This is a genomic window from Methylobacterium gregans, from assembly GCF_022179245.1.
GTDB lineage: Bacteria > Pseudomonadota > Alphaproteobacteria > Rhizobiales > Beijerinckiaceae > Methylobacterium > Methylobacterium gregans.
In genome coordinates, this window is the sequence record NZ_BPQM01000108.1 from 1 (window position 1) to 15,097 (window position 15,097).

General features: G+C 72.9%; 13 protein-coding genes. 1 reads left to right on the forward strand and 12 read right to left on the reverse strand.

Features of this window, described 5'->3' with window-relative positions; all coding sequences use genetic code 11:
• The 12 genes from MFF54_RS19985 to MFF54_RS20040 form a co-directional block, all read right to left on the reverse strand.
• The coding region (locus MFF54_RS19985) for a heavy metal translocating P-type ATPase (RefSeq protein WP_238304944.1) at window positions 1–1,113 on the reverse strand (1,113 nt) is incomplete at its 3' end.
• Between the two features lie 216 nt (window positions 1,114–1,329).
• Window positions 1,330–2,622 (reverse strand): ATP-binding protein, encoded by a 1,293-nt coding sequence (locus MFF54_RS19990; RefSeq protein WP_238304952.1) that lies wholly within the window; start codon window positions 2,620–2,622, stop codon window positions 1,330–1,332.
• A 19-nt stretch (window positions 2,623–2,641) separates the two neighbouring features.
• Window positions 2,642–3,676, reverse strand: coding sequence for a putative bifunctional lysylphosphatidylglycerol flippase/synthetase (locus MFF54_RS19995; RefSeq protein WP_238304959.1), 1,035 nt, complete (start codon window positions 3,674–3,676; stop codon window positions 2,642–2,644).
• Window positions 3,677–3,871: 195 nt separating this feature from the next.
• Complete coding sequence (locus tag MFF54_RS20000; RefSeq protein ID WP_238304961.1) at window positions 3,872–4,519, reverse strand: uracil-DNA glycosylase; 648 nt, start codon at window positions 4,517–4,519, stop codon at window positions 3,872–3,874.
• Complete coding sequence (locus MFF54_RS20005; protein WP_238304963.1) at window positions 4,516–5,280, reverse strand: PIG-L deacetylase family protein; 765 nt, start codon at window positions 5,278–5,280, stop codon at window positions 4,516–4,518. The genes MFF54_RS20000 and MFF54_RS20005 overlap by 4 nt, the downstream gene beginning before the upstream one ends.
• Before the next feature lie 21 nt (window positions 5,281–5,301).
• Window positions 5,302–6,540: a glycosyltransferase family 4 protein gene (locus MFF54_RS20010; RefSeq protein WP_238304965.1), complete on the reverse strand. Its 1,239-nt coding sequence runs from the start codon at window positions 6,538–6,540 to the stop codon at window positions 5,302–5,304.
• Window positions 6,537–7,397 (reverse strand): sugar phosphate isomerase/epimerase family protein, encoded by an 861-nt coding sequence (locus MFF54_RS20015; RefSeq protein ID WP_238304974.1) that lies wholly within the window; start codon window positions 7,395–7,397, stop codon window positions 6,537–6,539. The genes MFF54_RS20010 and MFF54_RS20015 overlap by 4 nt, the downstream gene beginning before the upstream one ends.
• Window positions 7,394–8,992 (reverse strand): YcaO-like family protein, encoded by a 1,599-nt coding sequence (locus tag MFF54_RS20020; protein WP_238304976.1) that lies wholly within the window; start codon window positions 8,990–8,992, stop codon window positions 7,394–7,396. The genes MFF54_RS20015 and MFF54_RS20020 overlap by 4 nt, the downstream gene beginning before the upstream one ends.
• Window positions 8,993–9,094: 102 nt before the next feature.
• Window positions 9,095–10,120 (reverse strand): Gfo/Idh/MocA family protein, encoded by a 1,026-nt coding sequence (locus MFF54_RS20025; RefSeq protein ID WP_238304998.1) that lies wholly within the window; start codon window positions 10,118–10,120, stop codon window positions 9,095–9,097.
• A complete protein-coding gene (locus MFF54_RS20030; RefSeq protein WP_238304978.1) occupies window positions 10,120–11,304 on the reverse strand; it encodes a class I SAM-dependent methyltransferase in 1,185 nt (394 codons plus the stop codon). Before MFF54_RS20030 ends, MFF54_RS20025 begins: the two co-directional genes overlap by 1 nt.
• A 92-nt stretch (window positions 11,305–11,396) precedes the next feature.
• Window positions 11,397–12,329, reverse strand: coding sequence for an HD domain-containing protein (locus MFF54_RS20035; RefSeq protein ID WP_238304980.1), 933 nt, complete (start codon window positions 12,327–12,329; stop codon window positions 11,397–11,399).
• On the reverse strand, window positions 12,329–13,519 hold the full coding sequence (locus MFF54_RS20040; protein WP_238304982.1) for an inositol-3-phosphate synthase: 1,191 nt from the start codon (window positions 13,517–13,519) through the stop codon (window positions 12,329–12,331). Before MFF54_RS20040 ends, MFF54_RS20035 begins: the two co-directional genes overlap by 1 nt.
• A gap of 324 nt (window positions 13,520–13,843) precedes the next feature.
• Here MFF54_RS20040 and MFF54_RS20045 point away from each other — a divergent pair, with 324 nt between their 5' ends.
• Window positions 13,844–15,055, forward strand: coding sequence for a transglycosylase SLT domain-containing protein (locus MFF54_RS20045; protein WP_238304996.1), 1,212 nt, complete (start codon window positions 13,844–13,846; stop codon window positions 15,053–15,055).
• The last annotated feature ends 42 nt before the right edge of the window (window positions 15,056–15,097 follow it).

Here is a 15,097-nt window from a genome sequence, read left to right on the forward strand (position 1 = left end):
GACGGTCGCGGCGCCCGGCGCCTTGCGCACCGGCGCCGGCTCGCCCGTCACCATGCTCTCGTCGACGAAGCTCTCGCCCGCGACCACGACGCCGTCCGCCGCGACCCGCTCGCCGGGGCGGACCCGCACGATGTCGCCGACCTTCAGCGCGGCGAGCGGCACCTCGGCCTCAGCCCCGCCCCGTAGCACCCGGGCGGTCTTCGGGGCGAGGTCCAGCAGCCGGGCGATGGCCTCGCCGGTGCGGCCCCGCGCCCGCGCCTCCAGGCTGCGGCCGAGCAGGATCAGGGTGACGATGAGGACGCTCGCCTCGAAGTAGAGATGCGCGCTGCCCGCGGGCAGCAGGCCCGGCGCGGCGGTCGCGACCAGCGAGTAGAGGTAGGCGGCGCCCGCGCCCAGGGCCACGAGGGCGTTCATGTCCGGGTGGCCGCGCAGCAGGCCGGGCACGCCCTGCGTGAAGAAGCGCCGGCCGGGACCGGCGAGCACCAGCGTCGCGAGCCCGGCCTGGAGCCAGGCCACGCCCTGGGCGCCGAGGACGTCCGCCACCCCGTGATGGAAACCGGGGACGAGATGGCCGCCCATGTCGAGCACCACCACCGGCAGGGCGAGCAGCGCGGCGATCAGGAGATCGCGGCGGAGCCGCCGCGCCTCCCGGGCCCTGGCCTCGACCGGGGCAGGCGGGGCCTGCCCATCCACGGGCTCGGCCGCGTAGCCCGCCGCCTCGACCGCGGCCGCGAGGTCGGCGGGGGCGACGATCCCGGCGCGGTGGCGCACGGTGGCCCGGCCCGTCGCGAGGTTGACCGCGGCGCCGCGCACGCCGGGCACGGCGGCGAGCGCCCGCTCGACGCGGCCGACGCAGGACGCGCAGGAGAGGCCGGAGACGGCGAGCACCGTCTCGGCCTCGGGTACGGCGTAGCCCGCCGCCTCCACGGCCTCGGCAGCCTCCGCCGGGGCGGTGCCGGGTCCGAGCCGCAGGCTCGCCCGCCCGGTCGCGAGGTTGACGCTGACGGCGCTGGCGCCCGGCAGTCGACCGAGCGCGCGCTCGACGCGCCCGATGCAGGCGGCGCAGGTCAGGCCCTCGACCGGGAAGCTGACGGGTTCGGCGCGCGCGGACATGAGGGAACGGGATTCTGTCTCCATGCCGGTGCATGTGGGCCTTCCCATGATGGGAAGGTCAAGCACCGACGCGCGGTTCCCGTCCGGCCGTCCGCGAGCACTACCGGCTGGGGTCACATCGTTGTACGGCTCTGCCCCGCCGTCCGCTCGGCGGACGTACGGGTTGATGCAGGCCGCCATCTCCGGCGCGCCGATGTTCAGGGCAGGATCTCCCGGTCAGGTGTCCCGCGCCGACGAGTCCTTGCCCGTGCCGTTCCCGGTTGCCGTTCCCCCCGCACCGACCTCCGGCCGTGCGGGCAGGATCGCCCGGGCCGTGGTCCCCACGTCGAGCGTGCTCTCGATCTGGAGCCGGCCCTGATGGCGGTTCAGGCTGTGCTTCACGATGGCGAGACCGAGCCCGGTACCTCCCTTCTCGCGGCTGGAGGCCACGTTCACCCGATAGAAGCGCTCGGTCAGCCGCGGGATGTGCTCCGGCGCGATGCCGGGCCCGTCGTCCCGCACCGAGAGGACGATCTCGGGGCCGTGCCGCCCCTCCGCCCGGGCGAGCTCCACCGCAACGGTCCGCCCGCCGTAGCGCACGGCGTTCTCCACGAGGTTCTCGACCACGCGCGCCAGCTCGTCGGGCTCGCCCAGCACCGGGAAGGCGCCCTCCCCCGCGAAGGCGACCGCCACACCGCGCTCGGCGGCGAGCGGGGCCTGCATCTCGACCATCTGGCGGGCAAGGTGACCCAGATCGACCGGTTTCGTCGGCGGCATGTGCTCGCGCAGTTCGATGCGCGAGAGCGAGAGCAGGTCGTCGATCAGCCGCGTCATGCGCTGGGCCTGGGCGCGCATGATGTCGAGGAAGCGCTCGCGGGCGGGCGCGTCGTTGCGGGCCGGCCCCTGCAGGGTCTCGATGAAGCCGAGGAGCGAGGCCAGCGGCGTGCGCAACTCGTGGCTGGCATTAGCGACGAAATCGACCCGCATCGCCTCCAGGCGCCGGGCCGCGGTGAGGTCGCGCAGGAACAGTACCACGTTCGGCCCCGACCCGTCCGGCATGGCGAGCGCGCCGATCTGCACCTCGAAGGCGCGCTCGGTCGGCACGCGGGTGGCGTAGGCGACCTTGAGGGGCTGGCCCGTGCGCAGAACCTCCTCGATCCCGTCGAGCACGTCGGGCGCGCGCAGGCCGAAGGAGAGCGGGTGGCGCAGGCGCATGGCCGGCAGCAGGGCGCGGGCCGCGGGGTTGGCCTCGATCACCACCGCGCGGCGGTCCACCAGGATCACCGGGTCGGGCACCTGGGCGAGCAGCGCCTCGGCGATGACGTGGCGGTCGACGCTCCGGCGGAGCGGCTCCGGCGCGGCGGCCTCGCGGCGGCGCGTGCCCGCGAGGCCGCCGAGGCAGGCCGCTGCCAGGGCCGCGAGGATGAGCAGACCGTCGAGGGCGCCGTCGAGCCAGGCCGCGAGGAGGATCAGGCCGGCCGCGACGGCAGCGCCCGTCCAGGCGGCTTTGGAGACCGCGTCCCGGCCCATCTCAGGCCCTCCGCATCCGTCAGCGGCCGCCCAGCCGCCGCTTCGCCTCGAAGGCGCCGAGCATCAGGAGGGCGACGCCGAAGGGCACGAGGTAGTAGCAGACCCGGAACAGCAGGAGCGATCCCAGCACCTGGTCGCGCGGCAGGCTGGAGAGGGCGACCAGGATGGTCGACTCGAACACCCCCGCGCCCCCCGGCACGTTCGAGGCGATGCCGAGCATCGCCGCCAGCACGTAGATCGCCAGGAAGGTGGTGAAGCCGATGGCGAGCCCGTCCGGCAGCAGCACGTAGAGCACGGCCGCCGCCGCGCAGACGTCGCCGATGCCGACGATCATCTGGCCGATCGAGACCGAGGCGCCGGGCAGTTCCAGCCGCCAGTGCCTCACCGTCACGCTGCGGCGCTTGGCCGAGACCCAGGCGAGGTAACCGAGGACGGCGGCGAGCGCCGCCAGCCCCACCCCCTGGTTGATCCGGATCGACGTGAAGGCGAGGCCCGCGAGCTGGCCCGCCTCGATAATCAGGCTGAGCCCCAGCACCACGCCCATGCCGAGCCAGAAGGTGAAGCCCGCGATCACCGTGAGCGCGGCGATCTTGGCGGCGTTGAGCCCGTGCCGGGAATAGATCCAGTAGCGGATCGTGCCCGCGGTGAAGAGCGCGAAGCCGAGGGTGAAGCTCACCGCGTAGCTCGTGAACGAGGCGAGCGCGGTGACCCCGTAGGGCACGCTCACCCGGAGCTGGCGCAGCGCCAGCGCGTCGTAGCCCGTGAGGAAGAGGTAGCTCACGAAGACGAAGCCGAAGGCGAGGGCGAACTGCTCGCCCGTCTTCTGCACCATCGCGGCGTGGAGGTCGGCCCAGGTGATGTCCTGCGCGAGGTGCCAGAGCACCCCGAGCGAGACCACGAAGAGGACGACGCTCGCGACCGTGCCGATCCAGGCGTAGCGGCTGCGGCCGCGCGGGCGCGCGGCCTCCGGCACGCCGGCCTCGCGCGCCTCCGCGTCGGCCTCGATGGCCTTGGCCCCCTCGATCGCCGGGCGATGCTGGCCCTGGAAGTTCATGCCGATCGTTGTCCGCCTTCCTCCGGAGCGGCCGCCCGCCTCGCGACGAGACGACGGCGCCGGGCCGGCATCCGCGGACGTGCCCGGAAACCCGCCTGTGTGGTCGTGTCCGCGGGCTCGCCCGCGGCCTGTCGCCCGCATGTAGGACCTGCGGCAGCGGAAGGCCAGCGACGGAGGCCGCGCTCCACGGCTCCGTCAGGGGGCAGCGATGCCCGGCGGAGATGTCCGCAGGATGACGGCGGCCTCCGCCAGCCCCGCCCGGATGCGCTCCGGGACGCTCGGTGACGTGCAGACGTAGGTCGGGCTCGGATGCGGCACGCCGATCACCGGCAGTCCCGGCCGCAGGGAAGCGAGCGCGGGGCGCGCCTCGCCGGCGAAGCGGCCGGCCAGGACCGCGACCGCGAGGCCGGGCAAGAGGTCGAGGAGCGGGGCGAGATAAGGCTCGGCGGCGCGCAGCTCGGCCCGGCGCGGGGCGCGGTTCAGGGCGCCGGGGGCGTGGATCACCCAGGGCACGACGTTCCAGATCAGCGTGTCGGCGCGGGCGATGCCGGCCTCCGCCAGGAACCGGAACAGGTTGGCGGCGGTGCCGGTGGCGCTGTCGCGGGTGACGAAACCTGTGCGGACGACCGCGGGGCCGGGCGTCTCCAACAGGAGGAGCATCCGGGCGTTCACGCCGCCGTCGAGCGGGTCGGGGTCGGGGACGGGCGCGTCCCGCTCCGCACTGACGCGGCGGGCGAGCACGCGGATCGGGGCGATGTGGGGCGCCTCCACCAGGGCGCGGCGCGCGGCGAGCTGCGCCGGATCGCGCAGGGATTTGGGCTGGTCCGGCGCGGCCCTGGTCATCCGGCCGTGTCGCGCATCACCGCAAGCGATGGCGGCAGGGGCCCGGAGAGTCGGAAACGCTCGCGGCCCTCCTCCTGGGCGAGCCGCGTCTCCAGGCCGGCGACGCCGCCGAACTGGAAGCCGATCTGGCTGGCATAGGCGGCGCAGGCCCCGAGCTTGGCCGCCTCCCCCTCCGAGTCGAGCGCGACCGCGATCTCGGGCAGGTCGGCGAAGAGGGCGGCGAGCGGCTGCTTCGGTTCGGCCGTCCGCACCGTGTAGGGGAAATCGCGCCACCACAGGACCGGCAGGGCGAAGCCCGGCTCCCGCAGGGCCTCGACCATGCGGACATGATCGACATGCCCGCCGATCGCCTGGGGGGCGAGGAGGAGATCCGGCGCGGTCTCGGCGAGCAGGGCCGCCAGAGCGGGCGCGAGGTCGGCCGCGATCGTGTCGTGCGCCCGCGGCGCCGCGAACAGCTCGGGCGCCGAGCCGTAGCCCCGGTGCGGCGCCTCGCGGAAGGGCAGGTGCACGGGCGGGGCGATGCCGAGATGGCGCGCGGCCTCCGCGTCCTCGGCCCGGCGCAGCGCCATGTAGTCGATCTCGGGCCCGAGGCCCTTGTCGAGCTGGCAAGCGAGCGCGAAGCCCCGCGGATCCGGCACCGAGGCGGTGAACGCCGTCGCCATCACCACGCGCCAGCCGTTCCGGGCGAGCCGGTTCAGCGTGCCGCCGCACGAGAAGGCGGCGTCGTCGAGATGGGGCGAGAGGGCGAGCGCTGTGGGCACGGGGAGAACAGTCTCGCGCGGTCAGAGCAGGTGCGGCTCGGCGCGGAAGCGGCAGGCCGGATCGTGCGGCAGGGCGTCGGAGAAGTCCGTGTGCGGCGCTTGGTCCCTCACCGCGGCGTAGACCTCCATGATCTGCCGGCCCACCGCGCCCCAGGAATAGACCCGGCGGCACTCCTCCAGGCCGGCTTCCGCGATGCGGCGGCGCAGCGCCTCGTCCTCCACGATCCGGGTGAGCGCGCGGGCGAGCGCCGGGACGTCGCCGGGGTTCACGAGGAGCCCGTTCTCCCCGTCGCGCAGGCAGTCCGAGACGCCGACCGAGTGGGTCGAGACGCAGGCGAGCCCCGCCGCCATCGCCTCCAGGATCGTGTTCGAGAAGCCCTCCGCGTAGGTCGGCGAGACGAAGACGTCGGCGGCCCGGTAGAGGTCCGGCACCGTGGCGTAGTCGGCGTAGCCGGTGAAGCGGATCGCGTCCGCGCCGAAGCCCAGGCGCTCGGCAAGCTCTTTGGCCGGATCGACGTCCGGCCCGATGCCGGAGATCACGGCGGCGAAGCGCGTGCCCTGCTCCCGGAGCGTGGCCAGCGCCTCGATGAAGTCGAGCACGCCTTTCCGGCGGTCGACCCGGCCGTGGTATAACAGCCGCACCGGCCCGTCATGGGCGGCGGGCAGCCCGTCGGCCGTGCCTTGCGCGAAGCGCGCGGTGTCGACCGCGCCCGGCACGATGGTGAAGCGGGCCGGATCGGAACCCAGCCGGTCGCACACCTCCTGCACAAAGGATTGCCCGCCGATCAGCAGGGCGTTGGCGTGGGCCAGGACCTCGCACATCGCGACCCGGTGGGTCTCGCAGCAGGAGCCGACCCAGTGGCCGTCGCCGCCCTGGATCGAGACCACGTTCGGCACGCCGAGGCGCTTCGAGGCCAGGAGCGTCGCCCAGCCGGTCGGGTAGCCGTACTGCGCGTGCAGCACGTCGAAGGGCTGTTTTGCGTGCTCGGCGCAGATCGTCTCGACCATCGTGTCGATGTCGCGCTCGAAGTCGCCGCTCTCTTGCTCGCCGAGCTGTTCGAGGCCGATCACCCGCACGCCCGGCACGGGCGGCGGCGGGCCGCCGCCGTAGACGCGGGTGCCGAAGGCGTCGCCCCGGTACTGCGAGATCATCGTGACGTCGTGGCCGGCGCCGGCCAGCTCGCGCAGCAGGTTCTGCGCGTAGACGCTCATGCCGGATATCGCCGGGAAGTAGCGGCGGCTGACGAAGCAGATCCTCATTGCGGGCGGGTCTCCTGCACCGGCATGTCCGTGCCCGGGCGACAGGCGCGCAGATAGGCCAGCGCCTCGGGGATCATCCGGTCGGCCCGGTGGCTCTCGCGGGAAAGCTCGACGCAGACGAGCTTTTCGTAACCCACCGCTTCCAGGGCATCGAGGACGCCCGGCACGTCCATGTCGCCCTCGCCGAAGGGCAGGTGGACGTGGATTCCGCGGGCCATGTCCTCGATCGCCACGGTACCGATCCGGTCGGCGAACGCGTGCACCGCCGCCGCCGGCTCGCGCTCGCCGGTGACGAGGCAGTGGCCGGTATCGAGGGCGAGGCGCAGGCCCTCGATCCCGAGGGCGGCGTAGTCGTCGAGCGTCTCGATCAGCATGCCGGGCTCGGGCTCCAGGCAGGGCACCACGCCGCGCTCCGCCGCGTAGGCGACGACCTCGCGCAGGCCTTCCCCGAGCCAGAGCCGGGCCTCGGCGTGGTCGACACCGGGCTTCGGGACGCCGGCCCAGAACGAGACCGCCTCCGAATGCAGCATCGCCCCGATATCGATGGCGCGCTTCAGGAAGCCGACGCGGCGGGCACGGCCCGCGGCGTCCGCCGTCACCAGGGTCGGCTCGTGCTTGGCGGCGGGGTCGAGCAGGAAGCGGGCGCCGGTCTCGATCACCGAGCCGAGTTCGAGGCTCTGCAGCAGGCTCGACACGCGCCCCGCCTCCGCCGCCCAGTTCTCCGCGAAGGGGTCGAGATGGTGGATGTCCAGCGTCAGCGCCACGCCGTCGTAGCCCGCGGCCTTGATCAGCCGCAGGGCGTCGTCGAGCCGGTGGTTGGCGGCGCCGTTGGTGTTGTAGGCGAAGCGCAGGCTCATGCGGCGCGCCCCCGCTGTTCCAGCCGAAAGGGCGCGTGGTGCGATTCCGGCTCGCGGTAGAGCGGGTAGTGGCTGCCCACGATCGCCTCGGCGAGCGCGGTGTCGAAGAGCGGCTGGCCGCCGAAGCGCTCGATCGCCTCCGGGGTCAGGCGCACCGGCCGCAGGGTCTCGCTGGCCTCGCCGAAGCGGATGAGCGGGTGCTCGCGCTCGAGGAGCTTGCGGGTGTTGCGCTCGCCGATCCGGTAATAGCTCATGGTCTCGACCTCGAGACCCGGCACGATCGCCTTGGCGACGCCGACACCTCCGCCCGGGGGCGAGCAATCGACGTAGAGCACATCGAAGCCGGCCTGTTCCAGCCGGTCGCAGGCGATCGTCCCACGCGCGTGGCCGTCGGCCGCCTCCTGGGTCGGCAGTTCCGAGAAGCGCTTGGTCGCGCGCTCGGAATAGACTGTGTCGGCGAGCACGCGATGCAGGTCCTCCGGCGGCAGCACGATCCAGTCGAGCATGGCCTTGAGCGCCCGGCTCTCCTCCAGGTCGAGGCTCGGCAGGGCCTTCTGGATGAAGGCGTCGACGTAGCCCGGCGGCGTGATGCGACGCGCGAAGTCGAGGGGGCCGTGGCCGAAGCTCTTGCGCACGCGCGCGGCCTGGAACTCGAGGAGCGCCTTGCGCAGCGCCCGGTCGCGGTCCGGATCGCAGGCCTCGCCGCAGGCCGAGAGCGCGATCGGCGCGGGCGCGTCGGCGGCGTTGCGGTCGTAGCCTACCACGTAGAGGTTGGTCAGGCCGAACTGGTCGGTGGCGAATTTCGGCAGCGCCCGGATGCCGAGCGCCTCCAGCCGCGCCAGCATGGCGGCGTTCTCAGGGGCGATGCCGTCGGAGAAGTCGAGCATCACGCCCTGGTCGAGGGCGCGGAACAGCAGACCGTTGCCGTCGCGCTGCAGCAGTTCGAGAACGCCGTGCCCCAGGGCAAAATCGATGTCCGGGCCGGCGCCGAGGCCGTTGGTGATCAGGTTGGTGAAAGGCCGGTAGCCTTCCGACAATTCGAAATAGTCGGTCGCCGCGATGTCGAGGGGCATCAGCACGGTCTCGCCCGTGCCGCGGCGGGTGGCGGCCGTCCATTCGAGCACCGTGTCGCGTCCGACGGGCGAGCCCGCCGGCAGGCAGAGCGTCAGCGGGTCGGCGACGGACCTCTCACCGAACACCTTGAGGAGGTCGGTATAGCTGCCGCGCTCCTTCTTGCGCGGCATGACCGCCAGCGACGGCATCAGGTTCTCGGCGATCTCGGCCACCGCGCCGATCAGCGCCTCGTCGTCCGTGGCGCCGTAGCCGATGCCCGAGGGCATCGCCCCGACGAAGAAGGGATCGTCGAGGAAGAGGGAGACGAACCAGACCGGCACGCCGGTGCGGTCGAGGGGCGCGAGGTTGAAGCCGACGACCCGGCCCGGGGGCAGCACGTCGAGATAGGCCCGCACGGGGTCGGGCAGGCGCTCGGGCAGGCCCTCGATCCGGCGCGGGGCCCCGTAGCTGTAGGGCCGCGGCGCCTTGATGCGGTCGTGGCGGGCGCGGGCGTCCTGGTCCTGTTCGCTGGGCATGGTCATGGATGAACCTCGGGACAAACGCGGTTGAGCCGATCCGCTACTTCAGGCGTCCGGGAGAGGGCGGCGCTTCATAGGGGCAGGTTGGGAGAGAGGCGGCGCGCGTCACGTGCTGAGCGTCCCTCCCCCGCCCCGATCGCTGGCGTAGGCCCCGACGACGAGCCGCATCGTGTGGAGATCCCGCGCCGCCGCGTAGGCCGCGCGCTCGGCGGGGCGGCGGAGCGCCGAGCCGAAGGCGCGCACCTGCTCGGTGAAGGGCGAGGCCTCGCGGTCGAAGGCCACATCCTCGGCCGCGCCCGATGCACCGTCGATGAACGTCAGCCGGCCGCCGGCCACCTGCCCCATCGTGTTCTCGGCCACCAGCTGGCCTCGGGTACCGACCACCTCCAGGCGGCGGCGCGGCAGCGCGTCCGGGCAGTTGTAGGCGACATGCAAGCTCGCCAGCACGCCGCTCCCGGTGCGGCCGATCAGCAGCGCGCCGTCGTCCACGCTGTAATCCTGCGCGCGCGCCTGCGTGAGGGCGGCGATCTCGCGGATCGACTCGTCGAGGAGGAAGTCCACGAGGTCGAGCCCGTGCGGCGCGAGGTCGATCAGCGCGCCGCCCCCGGCCCGGGCCGGGTCGATGCGCCAATTGTCGTGCCCGGCCTGCGGCGCCCATTCGCGATGCAGCCAGCAGGCGTAGACGATGCGCAGAGCCGTCACGGTGCCGAGCTGCCCGCTCCGGATCGCCTCCCGGATCAGCCGGTGGGCCGGATGGTGGCGCTGGTCGAAGGCGGTGCCGTAGAAGATGCCGTGGGCCTCGACCGCGGCCGTCATCGCCTCGGCATCCGCGAGCGAGGCCGCCATCGGCTTCTCGCAGAGCACGGCCTTGCCCGCGGCGGCGAGCGCCGCGACGGCCTCGCGGTGGAGATGGTTCGGCGTCGCCACGTAGACCGCTTCCACCGCGGGGTCGGCGATCAGCCCGGCGAGATCCGGGTAGGCGCGCGCGCCCTCCGCCTCAGCCGCCCTGCGGGCGCCCTCACCGGGATCGCAGACTGCGACCAGCCGGTGCCCGGCCTCGCGGATGCCGGGCGCCATGTAGTCGCGGGCGACCCAGCCGTAGCCGACGATGCCCCAGCGGACGGGCTCCATCACCAGCGCTCCGGCAGATCGACGAATTCGCGGCGCCGCACCCGGTCTGATTCCGCCGCCTCCGGCACCCCGGTGAAGCGCAGGGTCTCGGGCCCCTCCGAGTGGGGCGGGTAGGTGACGAGGCGGGCATACTCCGCCTCGTAGCGCTCCGAGGGCCAGCGGATCGTGAAGCCGCCGCCCTCGTCCGGCTGGTAGAGCGGGTTGAGGTGGAGCTCGGTCCCGGCCGGCGGTAGGGTCAGCCCGTCGATCACCGCGCGCGGGGCGGGCCGCATGCCGGGCCCGGCCACCACCGAGAAGGCCTCGCAGGCGCGCAGGTCCCCGGGCTCGCGGGGCCCGGGCGCCCGCGCCTCGACCAGCGCCCGGGTCAGCTCGGCGTCGTCGTAGACGAGCGCGTCCGGGAACAGCTCGGCGATGTCCTCGGCAGTGACCGCACGGCCCGCCGAGAAGCCGGGGCTCTCGGCGTTGTGGATATGGCTGATCGCGAGCCAGCCGTCGTCGCCGGCCGTCTGGCGCAGGCACTCCAGGAGGCGCGGCTTGTCGTCGAGGAAGTAGAAGGCGTCGTTGCAGATCACGAGATCGACCGGCGCGCCCTGGATCGGCCAGTGCTCCGAGCCGGCGTCGAAGCAGACGAGCTGCGCCTTGTCCCCGACCACCCAGTGGCGCGCGACCCAGAGCTTGGCGAAGACCACGTCGGCGCCCGCCACCTTGTGGCCGCGCCGCTTGAGCTCGCGCAGGTAGTGGCCGATGCCGCAGGCGAACTCGAACACGCAGGTCGGCTCGTTCCAGTGCGCCTCCAGCAGCGCGAGGCCCGCCAGGTAGGTCGGATCGCTCCAGCGGTGCAGGAAGTAGTCGCCGACCCGGCCCCAGCCGAGGAGCCGCACCGCGTCCCGCAAGGTGGCGGTCGCGCGCGCCTTCACGAGCTGGCGGACGTCGCCGGGGTCGGCCGCGGGCCCGGTCCACCAGTCGTCCTGGTCGGCGAGCAGGGCGGCCAGCGCCTCGTCGGGCTCGCCCGCGTCGAGATGGGCGAGCACCCGCTCGATCAGCGCGGCGCGGTTGACGCGCAGGTACGGGATGCCGTCGATGACCGGCCAGCGCGCGCCGGTCTCCTCGTCCGCGAGCGAGTGCGGACGGTCGGCGCGGAGCGGGTTGCCGGTCTCGGGGGAGCGCAGAGCGAAGGGGATCATGGGTTCTCAAGGCCCCGTACGGGAGACCCGCGCGGCCGGGACCGGGGTGGAGAGGTCCCCTGCCCCGGATCGGTCGCGCGAGCCTGTCCCGATCACGGGATCCGCATATCGGCCAGAACGCGGTCGTGGAAACCCTTCACCGGGCCGGCATGCACGAGTTCCATGTCATCCAGCACCGTCTGCATCGTCAGCGAGGCGGCGCGCAGGTGCTGGGCGATCTGAAGCACGCGGTCGATGCAATCGGCGGCGTGGAAGGCGCGGCCCTCCGCGGTCGCGTCGTCGGGCAGAACCGCGCGGGCGCGCACGACCTGCTCGCGCAAGGCAGGCTCGAGCGCGTCGAGCGCCCAGCGCGTGGTGGTCTCCATGATCGGCCCGAGATGATCGCCGAGCAGCATCTCGCCGGTGAAGCCGGCATCGGGCATCGCGGCGTTGTGGAAGTGGTGCGCCATCGCGGCGAGGAACACGGTCGCGGGGTCCGCCCGGTAGAAGGGGCTGAGCGCCACGCCGTAGACCGCCACCATCAGGCAGTGCTCGGCGTGGTTCTCGGGCGGCTCCAGCAGGATCCGGGCGCGGCCCGGGCAGGTCACGCCCGCCCGCGGCTGCTGGGCGAGCACCGCCACGAAGCCCGGCAGCGGGCCCGGCACCACCTCGGTGCGGATGCGCAGCCGCTCGCGCAGGCGCGCGCGCAACTCCGGCTCGAGCGCGTCCGTCACCGCGTCGAACCCTGAGACCAGCACCTCCGCCACCGCGGCGTCGGGGAGCCCGGCTGAGGCCAGGAAGGCCGCGTCGAGGTCGCAGAGGCGGGTGGCGGCGAGCGCGGTCGCGGTGATGTCGAGGGCGACCTCCTCCGGGCTCGCGCCGCCGGTCAGCATGCCCCACCCTTGCGCGAACAGGCGCTCGGCGATGGAGCCGGTGCGGCCCGCGGAGCGGACGCGCTTGAGGTCGTTCAGCTCGACGAGGAGGTCCCGGAGTTCGAGCGGTGCGGCGGGGCCCGCCTGGGCCCCGCCCGGATCGGCTGCGCCCATCAGTTCACGCCGAGCCAGTCGTGCAGCATGCGCTCCTGCTTGCCGAAGGCGTGCTCCGGGCCGTGGCCGTTCTTGACCATCGGGGCCTTGAAGAAGGTCGAGAGCTGCTCCTGCACGCCGCCCTCGCCGCGCTTCTTGGCCAGATCCAGCACGCGCGCGATCTCGATCACCAGGGGGGCGGCCAGGATCGAGTCCTTGCAGAGGAAGTTCACCTTGATCTGCATGCGCTGGCCCATGAAGCCGGTGACGTCGATGTTGTCCCAGGCTTCCTTGTCGTCGCCGCGCGGGCGGTAGTAGTGGATGTGCACGAGGTGGTCCTCGACCGGATAGCCGAGGATCGAGTCGAGCACCGTGCCCTTGGTGTTGAGCTTCGACTGCAGCGAGTTCGGGTCGTTCAGCGCCAGGCCGTCGCGGTTGCCCAGGATGTTGGTCGAGAACCAGCCGTCGACGTGCAGCGCGCGCGCCTTCAGCGCCGGGGCCAGCACCGTCTTCATCATGGTCTGGCCGGTCTTGCCGTCCTTGCCGGCGACCGGCACGTTCAGGTCCTTGGCAAGCTCCAAGAGCGCCGGCACGTCGGCGGCGACGGAGGGGGTGAAGTTGGCGTAGGGGATGCCGCTCTTGATCGCCGCGTAGGCGTAGAGCATCGCGGGCGAGATCGACTCGTCGCTCGAATCCAGACCCTTCTCGAAGGCCTCGGCCGAGTTCAGGGTCGGGTCGCTGAGGTCGGGCCAGCGCTCGGTCGAGGCGAGGTTGACGACCACCACCTCGTCGAGGTTGCTCTCCTTCTGGAAGCGCCGCAGGTCGTTGGCGATGACCGAGACCGCCTCGCGGTGGTCCTTGGCGACGATGCGGTTCTGGCCGTCGATGTTCTTGCAGAACTTCGCGCTGCCGACCGCCGGCCAGGGGGTGATGCCCTTGAGCACCTGGGCGCCGTTCTCGATGTCCTGCTTGGTCAGGACGCCGTGGCCCGCGGCCGCGGAGGCGAGGTCGTCGCCGTTGAGGTCCCAGCCGCCGAAGACGAGGTCCTTGTAGTCGGCCATGCCGGCGACGGAGACGCCGGCGAGCGGCAGCCCGTCGAGTCGGTTCGATCCGGACTTGATCATCTCGATGCCGGCGATGGCGGTGGTGGCGACGGCCCCACCCATGCCAACGAAGGCAACGCCGACACGGCGACCGGTCTGCATGCTCATCGGACGGGTACTTCCTCAACTGCGTGGCGCGGCGGCTCTTGTCGTGGTCACTGTCGGGCTGCCGCCGCGGGGCCCTGTAACTGGAGCGTACGGGCTTCGTTCCAAGCCCGACCCGGACACAGATGTGGCGCGGCTTGGCTGAGCCGAGCCTGAACACGGCGGCAAATCAGCAGAATTCCGGGGACGTAACGCCGCATCCAGAGTGCCACGGGAGGATCACGCCACGATCACGCGAGCGTCCCATTCTGGTCACGCCGACTGTGGATAGAGCCGCCGCTGAACAAAGCCCGGCCGAAGAACGCCGCGGCACAAGAAGGACCAGACATGGGGGTTTTCCCGGAGCCGGCGCACCGCGCCGACGACGTGAGCCGTCTCGTGCCTTGCGAGACCGTGTGTGAGGATCAGACCGTGGCGTGGCTGCCGCGGGCCGTGCGCGGACACGAGCGCCGGCGTTTCGCCACAACCCATCGCAGCGCGACGCTGGTCGCCGCCCTGCTGGCGGGCCTAGCCCTGCCGCAGACCGCCTTCGCGCCGGTCGCCGCGGCCCACGACCGCATCGACCTGAGCCCGCGGGCCGCACAGGCCTTCGAGGCGCAGGCGGCGGCCGAGACCGTGGGGGCGGCCGGCTCGACAGACGAAACGCCTCAGGACGAGACCGGTTCCGATGCCGTCTGGACCGGCGTGCCGGTCCCCGAGCAGGAGCCGGCGACGACCGCGCTCATCGAGAACGACCTCGCCGCGCTGCCGCAGCCGGTGAAGGACGCGAGCGAGGAGAAGCTGAAGTTCGGCCCGATGAGCGTGCCGCGCCGAGTGGTCGACACCATCCTGCGGGCCTCCGAGGAGGCCGGCGTCGATCCCGTCTACATGATGGCGCTCGCTGACAAGGAATCGAGCTTCGACACCGACGTGAAGGCCGCGACCTCCTCGGCGCAGGGTCTGTTCCAGTTCGTGACCGCGACCTGGCTGGAAATGATCCGCGATTACGGCGCCCGCTACGGCCTCGCCGACGAGGCCGCCGCCGTGCGGGGCCGCGGCGGCGCGATCTCGGTCGCTGACGGGATGCGCCAGCGCGTGCTGTCGCTGCGCAACGACCCCTATGTCGCCTGCCTGATGGCGGCCGAGCTGGTGAAGCGCGACCGCGGCCGGATCGAGGCCCGCGTCGGGCGCGAGCTGAGCACGACCGAGCTGTACTTCGCCCACTTCCTCGGCACCGCGAGCGCGGGCCGCTTCCTCAGCCTGTCGAGCGACAAGCCCGAGGCCTCGGCCCAGAAGGCCTTCCGCTCCGCCGCGCGAGCGAACCGCAGCCTCTTCACGGAGAAGAACGGGAAGGGCCGCCGCGGCCTCAGCGTGGCGGAGGTCTACGAGCGCATCGACGGCATGATGGACAAGCGGCTGAGCCGCTACGAGGGCGTGACCGCACTCGCCCGCCAGCCGGAGATCGCCCCAGAGATACCGGACGCGTCGCCGGTGCGCGTCGCCGCGCCCGCCGAGACCGGCCGCGTGCAGGTCACCGAGGCGCTGCCCCCCGAGCTGTGACGGCCCCGAAGCACGCCCTCCCCCTCGGCGGGGGTGCGCCGG

Bases quoted from the DNA above. Each gene is read 5' to 3' on its own strand.
- MFF54_RS19990 (WP_238304952.1), bottom strand. From the start codon at position 2,622: ATGGGCCGGGACGCGGTCTCCAAAGCCGCCTGGACGGGCGCTGCCGTC.
- MFF54_RS19995 (WP_238304959.1), bottom strand. From the start codon at position 3,676: ATGAACTTCCAGGGCCAGCATCGCCCGGCGATCGAGGGGGCCAAGGCC.
- MFF54_RS20000 (WP_238304961.1), bottom strand. From the start codon at position 4,519: ATGACCAGGGCCGCGCCGGACCAGCCCAAATCCCTGCGCGATCCGGCG.
- MFF54_RS20010 (WP_238304965.1), bottom strand. From the start codon at position 6,540: ATGAGGATCTGCTTCGTCAGCCGCCGCTACTTCCCGGCGATATCCGGC.
- MFF54_RS20015 (WP_238304974.1), bottom strand. From the start codon at position 7,397: ATGAGCCTGCGCTTCGCCTACAACACCAACGGCGCCGCCAACCACCGG.
- MFF54_RS20020 (WP_238304976.1), bottom strand. From the start codon at position 8,992: ATGACCATGCCCAGCGAACAGGACCAGGACGCCCGCGCCCGCCACGAC.
- MFF54_RS20025 (WP_238304998.1), bottom strand. From the start codon at position 10,120: ATGGAGCCCGTCCGCTGGGGCATCGTCGGCTACGGCTGGGTCGCCCGC.
- MFF54_RS20030 (WP_238304978.1), bottom strand. From the start codon at position 11,304: ATGATCCCCTTCGCTCTGCGCTCCCCCGAGACCGGCAACCCGCTCCGC.
- MFF54_RS20035 (WP_238304980.1), bottom strand. From the start codon at position 12,329: ATGGGCGCAGCCGATCCGGGCGGGGCCCAGGCGGGCCCCGCCGCACCG.
- MFF54_RS20040 (WP_238304982.1), bottom strand. From the start codon at position 13,519: ATGAGCATGCAGACCGGTCGCCGTGTCGGCGTTGCCTTCGTTGGCATG.
- MFF54_RS20045 (WP_238304996.1), top strand. From the start codon at position 13,844: ATGGGGGTTTTCCCGGAGCCGGCGCACCGCGCCGACGACGTGAGCCGT.